The organism is Sphingobacterium sp. UBA6320 (genome assembly GCF_002440335.1).
In the GTDB taxonomy this organism is placed as follows: domain Bacteria; phylum Bacteroidota; class Bacteroidia; order Sphingobacteriales; family Sphingobacteriaceae; genus Sphingobacterium.
Genome location: NZ_DJTA01000031.1, coordinates 57,831 through 75,260, shown reverse-complemented (window position 1 = coordinate 75,260; position 17,430 = coordinate 57,831). Strand labels below are relative to the sequence as shown.

Annotated in this window: 14 protein-coding genes; 6 read left to right on the top strand and 8 right to left on the bottom strand. The window is 37.8% G+C overall.

The genetic code is table 11. The features are described 5' to 3' along the window. Positions 1 to 33: 33 nt before the first annotated feature. From pepF to B3P23_RS20225, 3 genes are all read right to left on the bottom strand, one after another. Positions 34 to 1,908, bottom strand: a complete 1,875-nt coding sequence (gene pepF / locus B3P23_RS20235; RefSeq protein ID WP_094772664.1) for an oligoendopeptidase F — start codon at positions 1,906 to 1,908, stop codon at positions 34 to 36. A 319-nt stretch (positions 1,909 to 2,227) separates the two neighbouring features. Then, positions 2,228 to 3,028, bottom strand: coding sequence for an SOS response-associated peptidase (locus B3P23_RS20230; RefSeq protein ID WP_293929067.1), 801 nt, complete (start codon positions 3,026 to 3,028; stop codon positions 2,228 to 2,230). A 90-nt stretch (positions 3,029 to 3,118) separates the two neighbouring features. Further along, positions 3,119 to 3,592 carry a hypothetical protein gene (locus B3P23_RS20225; RefSeq protein ID WP_045752890.1) on the bottom strand — a complete coding sequence of 158 codons (474 nt, stop codon included), beginning with the start codon at positions 3,590 to 3,592 and terminating at the stop codon, positions 3,119 to 3,121. A gap of 511 nt (positions 3,593 to 4,103) precedes the next feature. Between B3P23_RS20225 and B3P23_RS20220 the strand changes: the two genes are divergently transcribed. Beyond that, on the top strand, positions 4,104 to 4,802 hold the full coding sequence (locus tag B3P23_RS20220; RefSeq protein WP_293929065.1) for an ankyrin repeat domain-containing protein: 699 nt from the start codon (positions 4,104 to 4,106) through the stop codon (positions 4,800 to 4,802). Positions 4,803 to 5,067: 265 nt separating this feature from the next. After that, a complete protein-coding gene (locus B3P23_RS20215) occupies positions 5,068 to 5,892 on the top strand; it encodes an ATP-binding protein (protein WP_293929064.1) in 825 nt (274 codons plus the stop codon). A gap of 156 nt (positions 5,893 to 6,048) precedes the next feature. Here B3P23_RS20215 and B3P23_RS20210 read toward each other — a convergent pair whose 3' ends face one another. Continuing rightward, a complete protein-coding gene (locus B3P23_RS20210; protein ID WP_293929062.1) occupies positions 6,049 to 6,807 on the bottom strand; it encodes a hypothetical protein in 759 nt (252 codons plus the stop codon). A gap of 761 nt (positions 6,808 to 7,568) precedes the next feature. Here B3P23_RS20210 and B3P23_RS20205 point away from each other — a divergent pair. Together B3P23_RS20205 and B3P23_RS20200 are read left to right on the top strand one after the other, a co-directional pair. Beyond that, positions 7,569 to 7,775: a hypothetical protein gene (locus B3P23_RS20205; RefSeq protein WP_248753490.1), complete on the top strand. Its 207-nt coding sequence runs from the start codon at positions 7,569 to 7,571 to the stop codon at positions 7,773 to 7,775. A gap of 338 nt (positions 7,776 to 8,113) precedes the next feature. Continuing rightward, entirely contained in the window at positions 8,114 to 8,767 is a 654-nt protein-coding gene (locus tag B3P23_RS20200) for an HAD family hydrolase (RefSeq protein ID WP_293929059.1), read from the top strand. Between the two features lie 130 nt (positions 8,768 to 8,897). On the opposite strand, the gene acnA is transcribed toward B3P23_RS20200, so the two are convergent. Further along, a complete protein-coding gene (acnA, locus tag B3P23_RS20195; protein WP_293929057.1) occupies positions 8,898 to 11,672 on the bottom strand; it encodes an aconitate hydratase AcnA in 2,775 nt (924 codons plus the stop codon). 601 nt (positions 11,673 to 12,273) lie between these two features. Here acnA and B3P23_RS20190 point away from each other — a divergent pair. Continuing rightward, the gene (locus B3P23_RS20190) at positions 12,274 to 13,209 is read left to right on the top strand and encodes an alpha/beta fold hydrolase (protein WP_293929055.1); all 936 of its coding nucleotides are present in this window, start codon (positions 12,274 to 12,276) and stop codon (positions 13,207 to 13,209) included. A gap of 152 nt (positions 13,210 to 13,361) precedes the next feature. Here B3P23_RS20190 and B3P23_RS20185 read toward each other — a convergent pair whose 3' ends face one another. After that, complete coding sequence (locus tag B3P23_RS20185) at positions 13,362 to 14,744, bottom strand: M20/M25/M40 family metallo-hydrolase (protein ID WP_052627443.1); 1,383 nt, start codon at positions 14,742 to 14,744, stop codon at positions 13,362 to 13,364. A gap of 298 nt (positions 14,745 to 15,042) precedes the next feature. Here B3P23_RS20185 and B3P23_RS20180 point away from each other — a divergent pair, with 298 nt between their 5' ends. Beyond that, a complete protein-coding gene (locus B3P23_RS20180; RefSeq protein WP_281047046.1) occupies positions 15,043 to 15,678 on the top strand; it encodes an alpha-ketoglutarate-dependent dioxygenase AlkB family protein in 636 nt (211 codons plus the stop codon). Between the two features lie 135 nt (positions 15,679 to 15,813). On the opposite strand, the gene B3P23_RS20175 is transcribed toward B3P23_RS20180, so the two are convergent. After that, positions 15,814 to 16,782 (bottom strand): ROK family protein, encoded by a 969-nt coding sequence (locus B3P23_RS20175; protein ID WP_094772669.1) that lies wholly within the window; start codon positions 16,780 to 16,782, stop codon positions 15,814 to 15,816. Positions 16,783 to 16,950: 168 nt separating this feature from the next. Further along, on the bottom strand, positions 16,951 to 17,346 hold the full coding sequence (locus B3P23_RS20170) for a VOC family protein (protein ID WP_045754665.1): 396 nt from the start codon (positions 17,344 to 17,346) through the stop codon (positions 16,951 to 16,953). Positions 17,347 to 17,430 lie beyond the last annotated feature (84 nt).

The following is a 17,430-nucleotide window of genomic DNA, read 5'->3' as shown; positions in this document are numbered from 1 at the left end:
ACGGCTTTTATTTTGGGTGTATTTAATGTAGAGTTACTTGCCTAATCTGGTTAAGATAGTTTCCATCTCTGCTATGACTTTATTGATTTTAGCAATTGTCAGATCAAAAGGTTCAGATGTATTCATATCGACACCAGCATCCACAAGAAGGTCTACAGGGTATTTGGTACTTCCCGAAGCAAGGAAATTGAGGTACTTCTGACGATCAGCGTCAGTGCCTCGTAACACTTTTTCGGAAAGTGCTGTAGATGCCGTAAAAGACGTCGCATACTGGTAAACATAAAAATTGTAATAAAAATGTGGAATATAAGACCATTCAGATTTCACATTATCATCAACGATACAAATATTTTTATCATGACCGTAATATCGTTTGGTCAGATCTAAATACATCTCGTCAAAATCTTCACCTGTGAGCGCTTCGCCTTTGCCGACTTTTTCATGGATCATATATTCAAATTCGGCAAACTGAGTCTGACGAAATAGTGTTCCTTTGGCTCCTTCTAGATAATTTCCCAAAATCGCAAGTCGGGTTTCATCATCTTTGATCTGTTTCAGCATATAATCGTTCAATAACTCCTCATTTAAAGTCGATGCTACTTCTGCAACAAAAATCGAATAATCTGAATTGGCGTAATGTTGCTTCTTATTGGTTAAATAACTATGCATCGTATGCCCCAATTCATGGGTAAGGGTCGACATGTCATTGTACTTTCCATTGTAATTCATAAGAATATAGGGATGTACATCGTATGCCGAACCATTGGAATATGCTCCTGATCTTTTTCCTTCATTTGGATACATGTCAATCCATCTTTCGCCGAATGCTTTTTTTGACACATTTATATAATCAGTACCTAAAGGTTTTAGGGATTTTAAAATATTTTCTTCGGCCTCTTCTACTGTATAGGATAAATCAACTTTAGCCACAAGAGGTGCGTATAAATCATAGTAATGCAAGGTATCTACACCCATCATACGTTTTCGTAGATTTAAATAGCGATGAAAGGTTTCTAAATTGCCATTTACATTTTTGATAAGATTATGAAAAACAGCGGTTGGAATATTACCACCATCCAATGCCATTTTTAATGTACTTTCATAGTTGCGGGCTTTCGTGGCAAACAATGCGGCATTGATGTTTCCATAAAGTTGTGCACCTAGGGTACGTTGAAATTCATTTAATTTGGAAAAATAAGCATCAAATACTTTACTCCTAATTTCCCTATTTTCGCTCGCTCTATATAAAGCAAAATTGGCAGCATTGAGTTTGACAGATTCGCCATTTAATTCTACCTCTGGATATGGAAACTCTGCATTGATAAAGGTACTGTAGATATTAGCGGCGTTGCCTGACATCAAGGAAGAGTATGCTAATACTTTTTCAACTTCTTCTGATCCTCTGTGCGCACGCTTACGAAGTAGATCGGTCAGGTAAAACTTGTAGGTGCTCAATTCTTTTTCTTGTGTAAAAAATGCCTGGAGCTGATCTTCTTTGAAGGTCAATAATTCAGGCTCCATATACGATGTTAATGCGCTATATTCTGAAAAAAGCTGTTGTAGCTCTTGGTTCATTCCGGCATATTTGGTTACGCGGGTATCTTGATCAGATTTCATTGAGGCATATGATGATAACTTGGCCATTTCCTTTATGAGTGAAGTACTTAACTGAAGCGCTTCTAAAAGCCCGCTAGCGGACTGCGTAAGTTTACCTTTATACGAGGCTATTTTCTGCATTTTTTGTTGTAAACGCTCCTTCTCCTCTTTCCAAGTTTCATCTGTAGCATAAAGATGGGACAAATCCCACTTATATTTTTCGGGCAGCTCTTCACGAACTTTCATCTGACTTACGGCAACCGTCGTTGAGAATAGCATCATCGCGGTGATCATTTGAGTTTTTCTACGCATATTGTTTAAAATAGTGTCCACAATTTACAAAACATCTTTTATATTCCCTCAAGCATTAACAGTAACAATTGCTTTTATTATTAAACTTGACGATAATTATCTTCGATAAAGACTTCTACTTTTAACTGATTATTTCAGATAGGCATCAAGACATAATCATATGACAAAACATAAGGCTTTATAGTAGATCTATACTTATGTACCATCCGACTTCAACAGATCATCTAAGCCATCCATCTACCATATCCACCATGCTGCAACTCTAAAACTATCGGTCGGTTCAATGGCACGAACTTCATATTATGTTTATTATAATAAATTAAAATAAACTTTGCTGCATCGGTCCATCCTGCCCTAGGGGTGGTAAACCTGCCCATGGATAGGGTTCGTAGCGATGCTTGCCGTCTGGTCTATTGGGATAGCCCCGTAAGGTATAAACAGGATAATATTCTAATGCCTGGTCTGCTATTTCATAATGGAATATATCGACCAAGCTTTTATCATCTTTTGCCTGTAGCCATTGTTGTTCAAGTTCTGGTGTGAGAAATAGCGGCATCCTTCTTTTATTGGGTCTATCGTTGTGTATATTTCCCATCATAGTATTTGCCTGGCGTGTCAACATACCAAAGCTACCTATTTGATGAACATCACCATCCTGCGTTATTACTTCATGCCATTGGTATATCCCTGGTATAAAAAATACTTCTCTTCCTTTTTGTCCTATATAATAGGGTATTTTCTTTTTCTTATCATGGATCTTACGGTGCTCAAATGTACCTGACACGGGTATAAGACAGCGCTGGTCTTTCAAACGGTGCCAGTACGAATTACGATCGGTAAGGACACGTTCGCTACGGACATTGATCATATTACGACGGCGTTCGACTTGCTCTTGAGGGTCTTGGATATAGGTGGGCAACACGCCCCATTCCATCTCTAGGAGATTGATTTTCTCGTTTTCTTGATCTTTATAAATAACGGGATATGCGGGAAAGGTAATTGCCTGCACATTTTCAAAGTTCCGGTAGTCATATTCGAGTTGCTTGCGTTCGTCCAGTAAAGCAGGAAAAGCTTTTTTTACAATCTCAAGATTAGTATGAAGTGATATGTCCCAACACATAGTATGTATTAATATGCAAAAAGTTAAATAATTTAATTTTAAAAACGTGAAGTATTTATGTATTTCAGGGATTAATCTGATAGCTTCATGTTAACTGATCAGGTCTATAGCCTTGACTTTCTTTGTAGTTTTCCCATCTGATATGAGAGCCCAAACACGTCCATGTTCCAATGTAAACAAAATATCAATCGGATCTTTTCGTTTGAAATTGGTATTACTACGCAAATAATTAATAATTCTACCCTGATATACTCGCAACATGCGTTTATCCCAATTTTCCTCATAAAAACGATTGACGAAAACACGATAGCCAGAATTGACCGCTAATAATTGTTGAATTTTATTTATGTCTACAGGTATCTGTAAAGCCTTACCTTCTTTAGCTCCAAGTTCTGCTGCATGTAGATGTGCTTTTTCCAGAGTTGAGTATGGTGATAGTAGAAAACCTTTTCCTTTGCTAATATCTGGCCACTCCAACCGCTGCAACACAAAGTCACGATAACCTTTTTCAAGAAAATCTTGCCAAGTATGTCGAGTTAATGGTTCAAATGGATTGTACAGCATCGCAGTATTCAATTGTTGATACGAAGATAATAATTGTGATTAAAAAATATCATTTTTGACTACATTACAATTTTAAAGTTGAAACAAAAAGCCCTGTGTATCACTACAGAGGGCAGTTTTTATGAAAAAATCTACGATTTTTTCAATCATTCATCTCCTATGAACCTAGGGATTAAATTCATAAAAAATGGAATTCCTTTTATAAACAGTACTTTATATTATCGTCAAATCTATTCTATCATAAGTAACTACTTGATCCTGTAAGGATCTAATGAATTACGGTATAAAATATGGAGCAGCCTTTTTCTTGGGTGTCTATCCATATTGAATATCCAAAGATAAACAATTAAACTAAACATATTAGCTTTTATTCACTATAATTATTAGCTTAAATGTGATAATATATACAAGTTTCTATATAAATCGTACCTATTCTAATACCATTTATATACTAACTTTGTTTATAGGGTTGATATTCCTAACTGCTTTATTACCTTTTATACCCGTACTTATGCAACATCTTATTGTATTTTTTTCATTATTATTTCTAAACTCTTGTCATACTGATACCGATATGAATGCTGATACCTCATCTCAAAAAAAATTGATTGAAGCTGTGCAAAAGAATCAATTAGCTCTAGTTGAAGAAGCGTTAAAGAACGGCTCTTCTGTTCATACTACTGATCAAAATGGCAAATCTTTGCTTTTAATTGCAACACAAAATAATGCCCTTGATATGGCCAAGTTGCTGCTATCCTATCAGGCAGATGTCAATCAACAAGATCATATCAAAGACAGTCCATTTCTATATGCAGGAGCGACAGGAAATCTCGAACTGGTGAAACTCTATTTATTGCATGGAGCTCGGTTTGATGTATTCAACAGGTATCATGGTACAGCTCTTATTCCTGCCTGCGAGCGTGGACATCTGGAGGTTGTAAACGTGTTAGCCAATACAGAAGGGTTCCCCATTGATCATGTTAATCGACTGGGTTGGACCGCTTTGATGGAGGCTGTAATTTTGGGTGATGGAAGTCAAAAATATATTAACATTGTTCGGACACTGATCGATGCGGGATGTAACATCCATATTGCCGACCATGAGAAAATTACTCCTCTCCAACATGCTCGCAACAAGGGATATTCCGCTATCGTTCAACTTTTGGAGCAAGCAGCTACCTCATCACTAGCACATTTAAAGTGTAGATAAATTACGCCATTTCATATCCGACTATAATTCAAAAAAGTGAATTTATCTTCTTATCATTTTGTTAAAAAATCATAGTTGTATCAGAAAAATTAAATTAATTACAGGATCGTCAAATTCATTTTAAAACCAACATCTAAACCCTAAAGTAATGTACGAATATACTTTGCTGACGACCTTAAAATTGATTAAAAATCATCTAAACCTTTATAATCTGCCAAATTTTGCTTATTTTCAAAATTTAAACCTCTTTAAGCATGAAGCAATTATGAAAAAAATAATGATTCTATCTCTCGCATTACTATTGGGTACTACGGTCAAGGCACAGCATAAGTTGGAGAAAATATGGGAAACAGATTCGATTATCAATATGCCCGAATCTGTTTTACCAGATACCAAAGCAGGTATTCTATATGTATCCATCATGGGCAATAGTGCAGATGAGAAAGATGGTATTGGTGGTATTGGTAAATTAGACCTAAATGGCAAAATTATAGATCTAGATTGGATCCACGGGCTCAATTCTCCTAAAGGACTTGCCAAATATGGAAACACTCTTTATGCAGCAGATATAACGGATGTCGTTGTCATTGATATCCCTTCTAGTAAAATCGTTCGTAAAATCCCAATTGCAGGTTCCATATTTTTAAATGACATTACTGTCACTGACAAAGGCGTTGTTTATGTTTCGGATTCTAGGACAAAAAAGATCCATCAAATCATTAATAATAAAGATGTTGTATATCTTGAAAATATTGATGGCGTCAATGGTTTAAAAGCTATCGGTAAAGATCTGTATATCGCTGGTGGCAATAAGCAATTACTGCAGGCTAATGAAAAGAAGGAATTGACAACAATAGCCGATCTACCATGTGGCGGTGATGGTATAGAACCGATCGGCAATGGTGACTTCGTCTATTCATGCTGGGCGGGCTATATTTATTACGTTCACGCTAATGGAAAATATGAATTACTACTGGATAGCACTGCAGAGAAGAAAAATACAGCAGATATCGGATATGACCCTGTTAAAAAGATTATTTATGTACCTACTTTCTTCAAAAAAAGTGTTGCAGCATATCAATTGAAATAGATAATCCCTTCCTCGCAAATATATTCCATAATACGTATCTGGATTAAAAAACAAATAGACAACTCTTTCTGATCAGAAGGGATATATCGGGAGGTAGCGGTTAATAAAAACCCACCTGCCTCCCGAAAATATCCTTCACGACATCATCACCTTAGATTAAGGCATGATCACCTGACTAATGGTCAGCGCATTATACTGTCCATTGGCCAGCGGATAGTAGGCATTGTTGACCATCTGAAAATAGCCCGTACCTACCAGGACCAATCCACTTTTTTCAGGATCAGCTTCAAGCGAAGCCATGAGGTCCACATCCATCGGCTGCATTTCTCCCAGTTTGATGTAAGCAGATCTTCGGATCACAGGACGCTGATCCAATTCATCTCCCGAAAACTCCTGCAGCACCAGCGTATACTGCACATGCGTAGCACCACTAAATTTGGCGATGTGCAGGTTGGGAATCAGCTGCGGGCATGAAAAAAAGCCATCACCGCTAAAACGGTCGTACGTGACCGTAAAGGGTTTTAAGGTGATGGCGCGCAAACTGGATCGTTGATTGCACTCCATGCCATCCAGTAGGACCAGATTTTCAGGGACGATCACCCTTTCCCCGCGAACATTCACCGAATCCATCTGAATAACTTTGAGCAAGCGGCTTGCTAAACGCTGGCTGAATTTATTATCCGAATTTTCAAACAGCACATCGCGTAGCAGTTCACGCAGCTTTTTACCCTCCTGCTGTGACCTGCCAAACTCACTCCCATTCTCACGGGTACGGGCAAACGCAGCATCGTTAGCAATTCGGGCACCCGAAACACCGGTTTTCATCCGTGCTTGGTAACCCACACTTTTTGATTTGTAAAAGGAAAGATCCCCGATCGTTCCATTTAATTTGATTAAACTTTCTACTCTTGCCATGACGTTATTGTTTTGACACTACGAAGATGGCCGTCCATCCAAGAGCAGTAGGTCCAAAAGTGGAGACAAGCGGAAACATGGGGAATAATGATACCATTTTACTTCATCTCAGGCGATAAAAATCTAAATCATCAGGAATAAAACTGATTTCTATAGGAAAAACTTATTTTAGTACATGAATAACCAATAACAGCATTTTTCTGGAGAGGAATCAAACCTGATTTGCAAAATTAAAGCGCCATACCGCATCGGTCAAGTAGATGTTAGGCATCGATAAAGCATGACATATGCATATGTAAAGCATAGATAGTGCATAGATACAGTATCAAAACAGGGTGTTTGATACACTTACCATGCACTTACTATACACTTATGCTATTTCAATACCGCACATAGGCAAACAAGCTTTACCCATACGGTATAATTGCTTGATACTTGCCTAGCAGATGGTTTGATAGGGAATGTCTGTCTATGGTATAGCACCATCCATATTCATTCACCACGATGATCTGTCAACAGATTATCCCTCAAGAGTAAACTTATGGAGCAAATACAAAAATAGGAGACGTTTTTTTGGCTGAAATAGACGAGAGCAACAAGAAATATTTTCAATTAGTGGCTTTTGATATAACACAGTTGAACAGCGATGTAATCCGGGCGTTTAAGAAAGTATATCCAATAAATACCAATCCCGATTTATCAGAAATCGTCAGTGGAGAAGTTGAGTTTTATACATATAGTGTTACAAACTGGGGTTGAAAATGAATCTTTGGGAAAAAGTTGGTCATATTAGTAATGTTGGAAAAATAGCTAATATTTTATGTCGGGGCTCTAGCGACTCTGGTTCGACGGCAGGAGAAGAAAATGTAAAAATATCTGAGAGATGGTATGTATGGCGTATCAATTATAAGAATTTTACCAGAGTTGGAAAATTGAAAGGAGAAAAGCAGAAATTGGAATTGTTGTAAATCCCTATGACGTTGTAGAACGAATGAAAACTAGAAAAAATACAGTTTTTTATCCTGAATTTGAATAAGAACTAAAAATTCATTTTTATTAAAAACTATCGTTACTTTCACAACCCGTATCTACATATAGCGTTCTCCCCTATCATGAATCAATATCTACTTGATTTACGCGCAGCATCTATTTTCATCCAATACTTCCTTAAAAAAATATTAAGCACATCTTAAAGTTAGGGAAGAGATCACAACTTTCCACTTCTATATCGTATTTTAAAGTTTAAATAGTCATTTATAAAAGAAATTTTGCTGACTATATAGTGTTGTTTTTTTAAATTTAGCCCATGAAGCTAATAATATTTGATTTAGATGGCACATTGTTAGACACTCTCCAAGATTTAGGAGAGAGCTGCAATACCATACTTGGCCAATTTGGATACCCCACTCACCCCTTAGAATCTTATAAAAAATTTGTAGGAAATGGGGTCCGCATGCTCATTGAACGCGCATTACCTACAGAGGCTAGAACTGAGGATACCATAACACGACTACTTCTTGCATTTAAGAAACGTTATGAAGAGCAAACTGAAAGTTGTACCAAACCCTATACTGGTATTATTCCCTTATTGCAAACACTTCAATCATCTGGCTATTTGATTTCAATTGCATCCAACAAATATCATGAAGCTGTCATTCCGTTGGTTAAAAAATATTTTCCGGAGATTTCTTTTGATGTTCTACTGGGACATAGAACTGGACATCCGCCCAAACCTGATGCCGATATTGTATTCGAAACGCTCCGTATGCTGAACTTGCAACCAAGTGACTGCTGGTACGTAGGTGATTCATCTGTCGATATGGATACCGCGCATAATGCTGGAGTACGTGCAATCGGTGTAACATGGGGATTTCGGGATGAAGAAGAATTGAGACTACATGGAGCAGATTATATTATTCATGAACCGCAGCAGCTACTCGATATTGTAATTAAACGATAATAAGAGGGCAATATCCAATAAATTACGAGTTATTGAAGTATAAAAATCAAAAAGCCACATCGTTTGACGTGACTTTTTGATTTTTTATGCAACACGTACGTATTGTTAATACAGATTTCAAATCCACCTATTAACTGTTTTTTAAATAATCCCTTAACACATATTGTAAAATGCCATTATTTTTATAATATTCGATTTCTATAGCAGAATCCATCCGAGCCTGAACTTTAAATTCCGTTATTTTTCCAGTTGGATGAGTTGCTTTTACATCCAACAATTTGTGCGGAGTCAACTGATCACCAAGTCCAATAATATCAAAAATTTCAGTTCCGTCTAGTTCTAAAATTTCGGCATTTTGTCCATTGGTAAATACTAAAGGAGCTACCCCCATGCCGACCAAGTTACTGCGATGGATCCGTTCAAAACTTTCTGCGATGACCGCTTTGATACCTAATAAATAAGCGCCTTTGGCAGCCCAATCGCGTGACGAACCTGATCCATATTCTTTCCCGGCCAATACAATAAGGGCAGTATCTGTCTTTTTATATTCCATAGCAGTTTCATACACTGTTTTCACCTCTCCGGTTGGAAAGTACACGCTGAAACCACCTTCTTTCTGTACGATCTTATTTTTAATACGTACATTGGCAAAAGTACCTCGCATCATGACTTCATGATTTCCACGACGAGAACCATAAGAATTAAAATCAGCGGTTTCTACTCCATGAGCAGATAAGTATTGTCCAGCTGCACTATTTTCACGGAAGGAACCTGCAGGTGATATATGATCCGTCGTGACTGAATCACCCAAGTATAATAATACACGAGCATGGGTAATATCCGTCACGGGATTTGGAGTGGCCTCCAGATTTTCAAAAAATGGAGCTTCTTTGATATAAGTGGACTCTTTATTCCATTCAAAGCGTTCATCTAAGCTTACCTCTAGATTTTGCCAATCTGTTGAACCGTCAAATATAACATCATAAACTTCCTGAAAATCTCCCTGTTTAACACAGTCGTTTACTGTTTTTACTATTTCTTCGCGGCTGGGCCAGATATCTTTCAAATAAACGGGACGACCATTCGGGTCATACGACAGTGGATCGTTTATCAGATCGACATCTACCCGACCTACCAACGCATAAGCCACAACAAGCATGGGAGACATTAGAAAATTCATTTTCACCTGTGGGTGCACTCTTGCTTCGAAATTCCTATTCCCCGATAATACCGATGCCACTACTAGATCTCCTTTGTCTACAGCTTCGGCAATATGTGGCGGTAAAGGTCCCGAATTACCAATACAAGAGGTGCACCCATATCCTACAGTGTGAAAACGTAATGCTTCCAGGTCCGTATTTAATCCTGATCGGTTCAGATATTGGGTAACAACTTTAGAACCGGGTGCTAAAGAAGTTTTGACCCATGATTTTGTTCTCAAGCCCTTTTCTATAGCGTTGCGTGCCAATAATCCCGCACCAATCATGACCGCAGGGTTAGACGTATTGGTACAGCTCGTGATCGCTGCTATCACAATGCTTCCATCGCTTAATACAAATTCTTGATTTTTATATTTGATGCGTACGGACTGTATCGCATCTTTCACGACCTCTAATTCTGATTCACTGTTCTTGGGAACTTTACCAAAAGTAAATTCGGTCCCTGACCCTCCATCTGCAAGCCAAGCCGATTCTTTTCTTTCATTCGGCAAGCTATAATTACGTTGATATTCTTGCTGCAGCAAACTTGAAAATTGATGGCCTAAATCTTTTGCCAAAACTTTGTCCTGCGGACGTTTTGGCCCAGAAACAGTTGGTTCTAAAGTGGATAGATCAAACTCTACTATAGAAGAAAAATTAATTTCTTCATGACCTGTTCTCCATAGTAGATTTTCTTTGCAATACGTTTCCACAATCTTAATTTGTTCAGGTGTCCGATTGGTCGTATACATATACTCCAGAGTACGATCGTCAATTGGGAAATAAGTAATCGTACAGCCAAATTCTGGCGACATATTGGCAATAGTTGCTCGATCTGTAACCGTCAAGTGATCCAATCCATCTCCAAAAAGTTCAACAAACTTTCCGACAACACCTTTATCTCGAAGCACCTTCGTAATGGACAAGACCATATCAGTGGCTGTACAAATCTCAGGTATTTTCCCCGTCAATTTTAAACCAATCACTTCAGGACAGGTAAAGAAGATCGGTTGCCCCAACATAGCAGCTTCTGCCTCAATACCTCCTGCACCCCAGCCGACTACCCCCATACCGTTGACCATGGGCGTATGCGAATCGGTACCCACCAAAGTATCGGGAAATAACCAGCCTTCACGTTCTATAATACCTTTAGCTAAATATTCCAGATTTACTTGGTGACAAATTCCCATTCCTGGAGGGACTACCGTAAAGTTTTTCAAACCATGCTGTGCCCATTTGAGTAATTCGTAACGCTCCTTATTACGTTGATACTCTAGTTCTACATTTTTGTCATAAGCATAATCCGTTCCATAATAATCCACCTGCACTGAATGGTCTATCACTAAATCTACTGGAATTGCAGGATTGATCTTTTGACCATCTTTTCCATGACGAACATATTCTGCACGAAGGGACGCCATATCAACGACAGCAGGTACTCCTGTGAAATCTTGCATCAAGATTCGTGCGGGTTTAAAAGGAATATCTTTATCAACTGGCTCCGGAGTCCAATTTATGAGTGTATCAATATGCTCATCGGTAATGCTGAAACCATCATAATTACGCAATACGTTTTCAAGCAAAATACGGATACTGAACGGGAGATGGGATACTGAACCTTGGGGAAGATCTTTTAGCGAACAATAGTTATAACTTTTTTCGTTTATAACGATTGTTTTTTGTGATTTAGCGTTATTTATGCTCATATGTACAAGTTTTGTTAACATTTAAATATACTTAATTAACGATCTAGATGCAAAACAAATAGGACGGCTCAATTGTTCCAGTTTTTGACTATAATATTTAAAAAAGAAAACTTCTATTTTTGGTTTGACCAGTTATTTGTATATCGTATACTTTCTATTCTACTGATGACCAATACATTCCATTCAGATAATTCTTTCCAACATAGTCATCAGCATATCTATTCTATACTGGACCTGACTCGCTAAAAAAGATCTACTATTTAACAATGATCGCATAGCCCATTGGAATTTTATTGTTCAAATGCTTGATTTTATATTTTTGTGTGTCAACGCAATCATATCCTTAAAAATAGGATATGGAGAGTAAGAGCCTTCGCCATTCACGTGAATAATCAGTACACTTACCGTTCAAATAGTATGATATACCGAATAGCGCTAAGTAAAAAAACAACAAATATTGATATTAGTAAACGCGTATGTGAAACAATGTTCATATTGAGCACTATTAAATTTTTACATGTAGCCGTTTAATCCACTATAAGTTTATAATCAAAGCATATAGCCATTATTGTACATCCATTTTTATTTAAAATATCAGTCCATGAAATTAATCATCACCTTTATATTGACGATCACTTTTTCCGTATCGTTGGTCTATTCTCAGATTTCTGAAAGAAAGTTTGTATCCATCAATAATAAAAAAATAGCTTACAAAACATTTGGAATTGAAAATAGAAAAATAAATGAACCCATTGTCGTGTTTGAAAGCGGCCTTGGTTCTGGTGGCGGCAGTTTCGGGAGTTTATTTCCTTTTATTGAACATGGTTTTGCAGGTATTGTGTACGATAGAAACGGAATTGGAGAGTCTGAGATCGATAGTTTAGTCAGTACAGATATTGAAGTTGTAAAAAGGCTTCACGATTTATTATCGACCTTAACTATAAGTCCTCCATACTTACTCGTTGGACATTCTATTGGGGGACCGTTTATCCGCTTGTATGCATCACAATATCCCCACGAGGTTTGTGGTTTATTTTTCATTGACCCGACAGACTTTATGCTAACAAAAGAAGAGGATGATCAGGTAAAGTCCAGCACTGTAAGCAAAACAGGATACCGAGAGTTATTGACCATTAATTTCAAGAACATCTTAAAAGACCCTTCAACGACAAAAGGTTTTCGATATGAAGTACAGCGAGAGCTCCAAGAGAGTACGCCAGATTTTTTTAAAAATTACGCATCCTTACCCCCTCTTATCGATATTCCGGTAACGGTAATGATTTCCTATCATAAGCATATAGAGCAATATGAAACAACAATGAACGAAAACCTTAAATTAGGTATTAACCTTATCCCTTGGTGGAAAGAATTGGATGATTTGAGAATAAAACACTATGCAGAAATGATCAAAAACAATCGTTCTAGTAAGTTGGTTTTACTGCCGCGATACAGCCATGGAATTCACCATCAGGATCCTAAATTAGTAGCTCAAGAGTTATTAAATGCTTATGAGACATGTGTGCGTTCGAACAAGTAAAGTGTAGCTACTATTTCTTTCTCAAATCGGTCTATGACTAGACTAGCTGGGATCAATTTGAAGATAACGGAGGAATTGAATTGCTTTGCATCAAACCATTTAACTAGAGCCCATGTATGCATGGCTCTAGTTTATTTATGCTGTTTTAAGTATTATAATTGATCGATTTGTTGATCAACCAAATACAATAGTGAGGCAATAGCTGCTACGCCAGATTGTAACTCGCGCTTATCTACCGCTTCAAAAACATCTTTTGCGGTATGGTGCAGATCAAAATAACGGTGTGGGTCTGGTCTAAAATTGAACATCACGGTATTCGGAAAATGCTTGCCCCAGACTCCAGAATCTACTCCTGGACTTCCTTGTAGAAATCGTGAGACCCAGAACTTCTGCTCGAACAAGGGCTTCCAGTGTTGCTGTATCCAAGCAACTCGATCGGCTGAGGCTTTGATATCAAAACCTCGAGGTGCAAATCCTCCGGCATCACTTTCAATCGCGGCAATAATCTGTTCTTGTTTTTCTTTTGCGATCTGCCCATAAGCTGATGCACCATGAACACCATTTTCTTCGTTCATATAAAAGACCAAGCGGATGGTGTGCTTTGGTTGATATCCAAGTGCCATCAGCGTACGAATAGCATCTAAAGTCCCCATAGTTCCGGTACCATTATCATGAGCTCCTTCGCCTACATCCCAAGAATCGATGTGTCCACCAATCGTGATGATCTTATCTGGAGATTGCTGACCTTTCCATTCTGCAATGACATTATGCGTATGTACTATTCCTTTCCATGCTGCATGCTGCTCTAAGTAAACTTTTGTATGCGGATTTGCTTTCAACGCATTACTCAGCTTAATAGCTGATGTTGCTGATATCGCCATCGCGGGTATACTATCAATACCTTTTGCATAACCTGTGCCTCCTGTATGTGGATAATCATCGGTCTTAGAGGAAGACAGTGAGCGAAATAGATACGCTACTGCACCCAACTTAGCCGCTTCTGCTGGACCACGGCTTCTTTGACTTGAATTGAGACCATATGCTACACCTGTCTCTACGATGGACTCATCCCAGGGTTTGTTGATGAAAACAATTTTCCCACGTACCTGATCTCCATATTTCTTTAAATCACTTAACAGTTCTACTTCAATCACCTCTGCGACCAAGCCTTTAGCTGGGGTGGAAACAGACCCTCCTAAAGCCAATACACTCAAAGGTTCGTTAGAACCAACAAGGTAAGCTTTTTCTTGAGGTCCCCGATCCCAATATGGAACTTTCACATCTTGAAGATACACGCGGTCAAAAGGAAGCTTTTCCATAATGCTTTTCGACCAAGCTACTGCCTTGTCCGCCCGTGGTGATCCTGCTATACGATGACCGATTTGTTTTGTCAAATGGTGTAGATTGTCATAGGCCTGCCCATTATAAAAAGATTCATGATAGATCTTATCCACCATAATGGAGTCCTGCTGTGCAAAAGCTCCCTGCGTAAAAGTGGATATAGAAAGTAAGGTGAGTAAAATGGTTCGTTTCATTCGTTTAGTTGTGTTCTGTGGAGTAAACATAAGTATTTTTTTTATGAAGTGGAACGGCTAAGCTAATTCGATTTTAATTTGAAGGGAAATATATAATTGATCAGAACAGGTTCAATCACGGTTGTGTAAGGGATCATTTCAATGTTTATCAATGGTAAATTTCCTGCCATCTATTTTTTCTAAAAAAACACTAACATTTATAGTTTCAACAAACTAATAAAATTAGTATTTTTGATTCATTATTTTGGGACATGATGAATCGCATTATTGCCCCTTGAATTGATAAACATAAGATACGATGATGACTTTATTTGATGATACGGAAATATTTGCTACGGGAAATGCGGGGAAAGTCCGATTTGATCTCCCGGATACCGATCTGATGCTGATCGATTCTTTCTTTACAAAAGAAGAATCCGATTATTATTATAATACGCTATTGAGGGATACAATATGGCGTGAATATGAGATGGAAATCTTTGACAAAACGGTGAAAGCACCACGTATGATTGCGTGGTATGAAAATAAAAATAATAGTGGTGCTAATCTAAATGGTCCTGATTGGACTCCTGAACTATTGGCCATCCGGAAACGTGTGGAAAAAGAAACTGGATTAAGCTTTAATGCGGTCTTACTTAATCTGTATCGGGACGGAAAAGATGGTGTAGCATGGCACAGTGATCATATTGATCAGTCAGGACCCAATCCTGTAATCGCTTCGGTCAGTTTTGGAGAAACTCGTCTATTTCGCCTTCGCCATCGATTTTTGAAGGCCGTAAAACAAGTGGAAATCCCCTTGCACCATGGATCTTTTCTCCTGATGGCAGGAACAACTAATAGTTGCTGGCAACACCAAGTACCTAAAACCGCTAAAAATATTTTACCTCGGATAAACCTTACTTTCAGAAACGTCAACCGTATTGAAGGTCACTAATTGAAAACAATTGGATCGTATCATAGAGCAAAAAAGTTAACAAATAAGACTTACCAGATTTATTGATACCAACCATCCGGTAAGTCTTATTTTATCAGCTCTAGATGCTTATTAGAAATGAGTGGTAACAGTATGCTATTGCTCCCAAACTAAAGCGCTTGCACCTAAAATAGCTGCATCAGCCTCTGGTAGCTCACTAAAAACTAATCTTACCTTGTCCCTGAATATGGGTAAAAGATTTCTTTCCATATGAAGTTTAGCGGGTTTTAAAATAAAATCTCCTGCCTTGATTACTCCTCCAAATAGCAAAATCGCTTCTGGTGATGAAAACATTACAAAATTTGCTAATGCTTCCCCCAGTTTTTGCCCTGTGTATCTAAAAACTTCAATCGCAATCGGATCACCTTTTATAGCACATTCATAAACGGTTTTGGAATTGATAGCCTCTTCAGGATATTGATTTAACATCGAGCTCGGAAATTCAGCACGCATTTTCTTTGCTGTAATTGCAATACCTGTTGCTGAAGCATAAGCTTCTAAACTTCCTTCTGAACCTGTGCTCCAGTGTTTTCTGCCTCCTGGTTTTACGATGGAATGCCCTAATTCTCCCGCAAAGCCATCGTGTCCATAGATAACATTTCCATTGGCAACAATTCCGCTCCCTACACCAGTACCTAAAGTAATCATGATGAAATCTTTCATACCACGAGCTGCTCCGAAAAGCATTTCTCCAAGGGCTGCCGCATTTGCATCATTGGTAATGGTACAGTCCATGTTAAATTTATCTTGCATCATTTCGGCAAAAGGTATCACCCCTTTCCAAGGCAAATTGGGAGCTTGTTCAACAGTGCCGGTATAATAATTACCATTAGGTACTCCTACTCCAATACCATCAAAATTTTTATCTGCTCCATATTTCTCGATTAAAGGAGAGATTTGAAGATATAATGCATCGATAAAATCTTCTACTTTTTCATATTCATCTGTTTTTAAGGATCCTTTTTCAAGAACTTCCCCACGATGATTTACCACTCCAAATTTAGTGTTGGTTCCGCCGATATCTATTCCAAGAGCGACTCGTGCTGACAAGTTTGTTAACGCCATTTCTTAATTTAATATACTAAATCGCTAAAACTATAAAAAAAAATGTATAAATGCGCTATTTAAAAAATACTAATTGAAGGATGACTGTTGTAGATCAAAGAATAAAAACTCATTCATGAAGTCATTTTTTACATGAATGAAGAAATTAATTTTCATATCGTGATTCTTTTATTCATGCATGGGGGTACAAATTTCAATCAAGAAACCATCCAGATCTCGTACATAAGAAACTGTTTGTCCCCATGGCTTAATGGTGGGTTGCTCAACAATAACGCCATTAAACTCCCATACTTTGTCCACTAGATCTTCCACATTATCGGTTACGATACCTAATTCTATCCCGAAGGGTTTGTCTAAACGCGAACTTGCTGTATATCCTGCCGTCAAATTTGTATTAGCAAGTTTATGTGATGCAAATGAAATCGTAGTTTCCCCTGTAATGAGTTCACCATAATCATTTTCTGGGGTAATAAATTTTCTAACAAAGCCAAATACTTGTTCATAAAATTGAATTGATCGTGTCACATCGGACACATATAGAATGGTGTACTTAAATTTAATCATACTTCTGTTACTAAAATTTTGTCTATGGTCTAGGTGACATTCTTTGAGCATATGATCTCAAAATGTGATGCCTTGTTTATGTTT

Bases quoted from the DNA above. Each gene is read 5' to 3' on its own strand.
- pepF (WP_094772664.1), bottom strand. From the start codon at position 1,908: ATGCGTAGAAAAACTCAAATGATCACCGCGATGATGCTATTCTCAACG.
- B3P23_RS20230 (WP_293929067.1), bottom strand. From the start codon at position 3,028: ATGTGTTGGGACATATCACTTCATACTAATCTTGAGATTGTAAAAAAA.
- B3P23_RS20225 (WP_045752890.1), bottom strand. From the start codon at position 3,592: ATGCTGTACAATCCATTTGAACCATTAACTCGACATACTTGGCAAGAT.
- B3P23_RS20220 (WP_293929065.1), top strand. From the start codon at position 4,104: ATGCAACATCTTATTGTATTTTTTTCATTATTATTTCTAAACTCTTGT.
- B3P23_RS20215 (WP_293929064.1), top strand. From the start codon at position 5,068: ATGAAAAAAATAATGATTCTATCTCTCGCATTACTATTGGGTACTACG.
- B3P23_RS20210 (WP_293929062.1), bottom strand. From the start codon at position 6,807: ATGGCAAGAGTAGAAAGTTTAATCAAATTAAATGGAACGATCGGGGAT.
- B3P23_RS20205 (WP_248753490.1), top strand. From the start codon at position 7,569: ATGAATCTTTGGGAAAAAGTTGGTCATATTAGTAATGTTGGAAAAATA.
- B3P23_RS20200 (WP_293929059.1), top strand. From the start codon at position 8,114: ATGAAGCTAATAATATTTGATTTAGATGGCACATTGTTAGACACTCTC.
- acnA (WP_293929057.1), bottom strand. From the start codon at position 11,672: ATGAGCATAAATAACGCTAAATCACAAAAAACAATCGTTATAAACGAA.
- B3P23_RS20190 (WP_293929055.1), top strand. From the start codon at position 12,274: ATGAAATTAATCATCACCTTTATATTGACGATCACTTTTTCCGTATCG.
- B3P23_RS20185 (WP_052627443.1), bottom strand. From the start codon at position 14,744: ATGAAACGAACCATTTTACTCACCTTACTTTCTATATCCACTTTTACG.
- B3P23_RS20180 (WP_281047046.1), top strand. From the start codon at position 15,043: ATGATGACTTTATTTGATGATACGGAAATATTTGCTACGGGAAATGCG.
- B3P23_RS20175 (WP_094772669.1), bottom strand. From the start codon at position 16,782: ATGGCGTTAACAAACTTGTCAGCACGAGTCGCTCTTGGAATAGATATC.
- B3P23_RS20170 (WP_045754665.1), bottom strand. From the start codon at position 17,346: ATGATTAAATTTAAGTACACCATTCTATATGTGTCCGATGTGACACGA.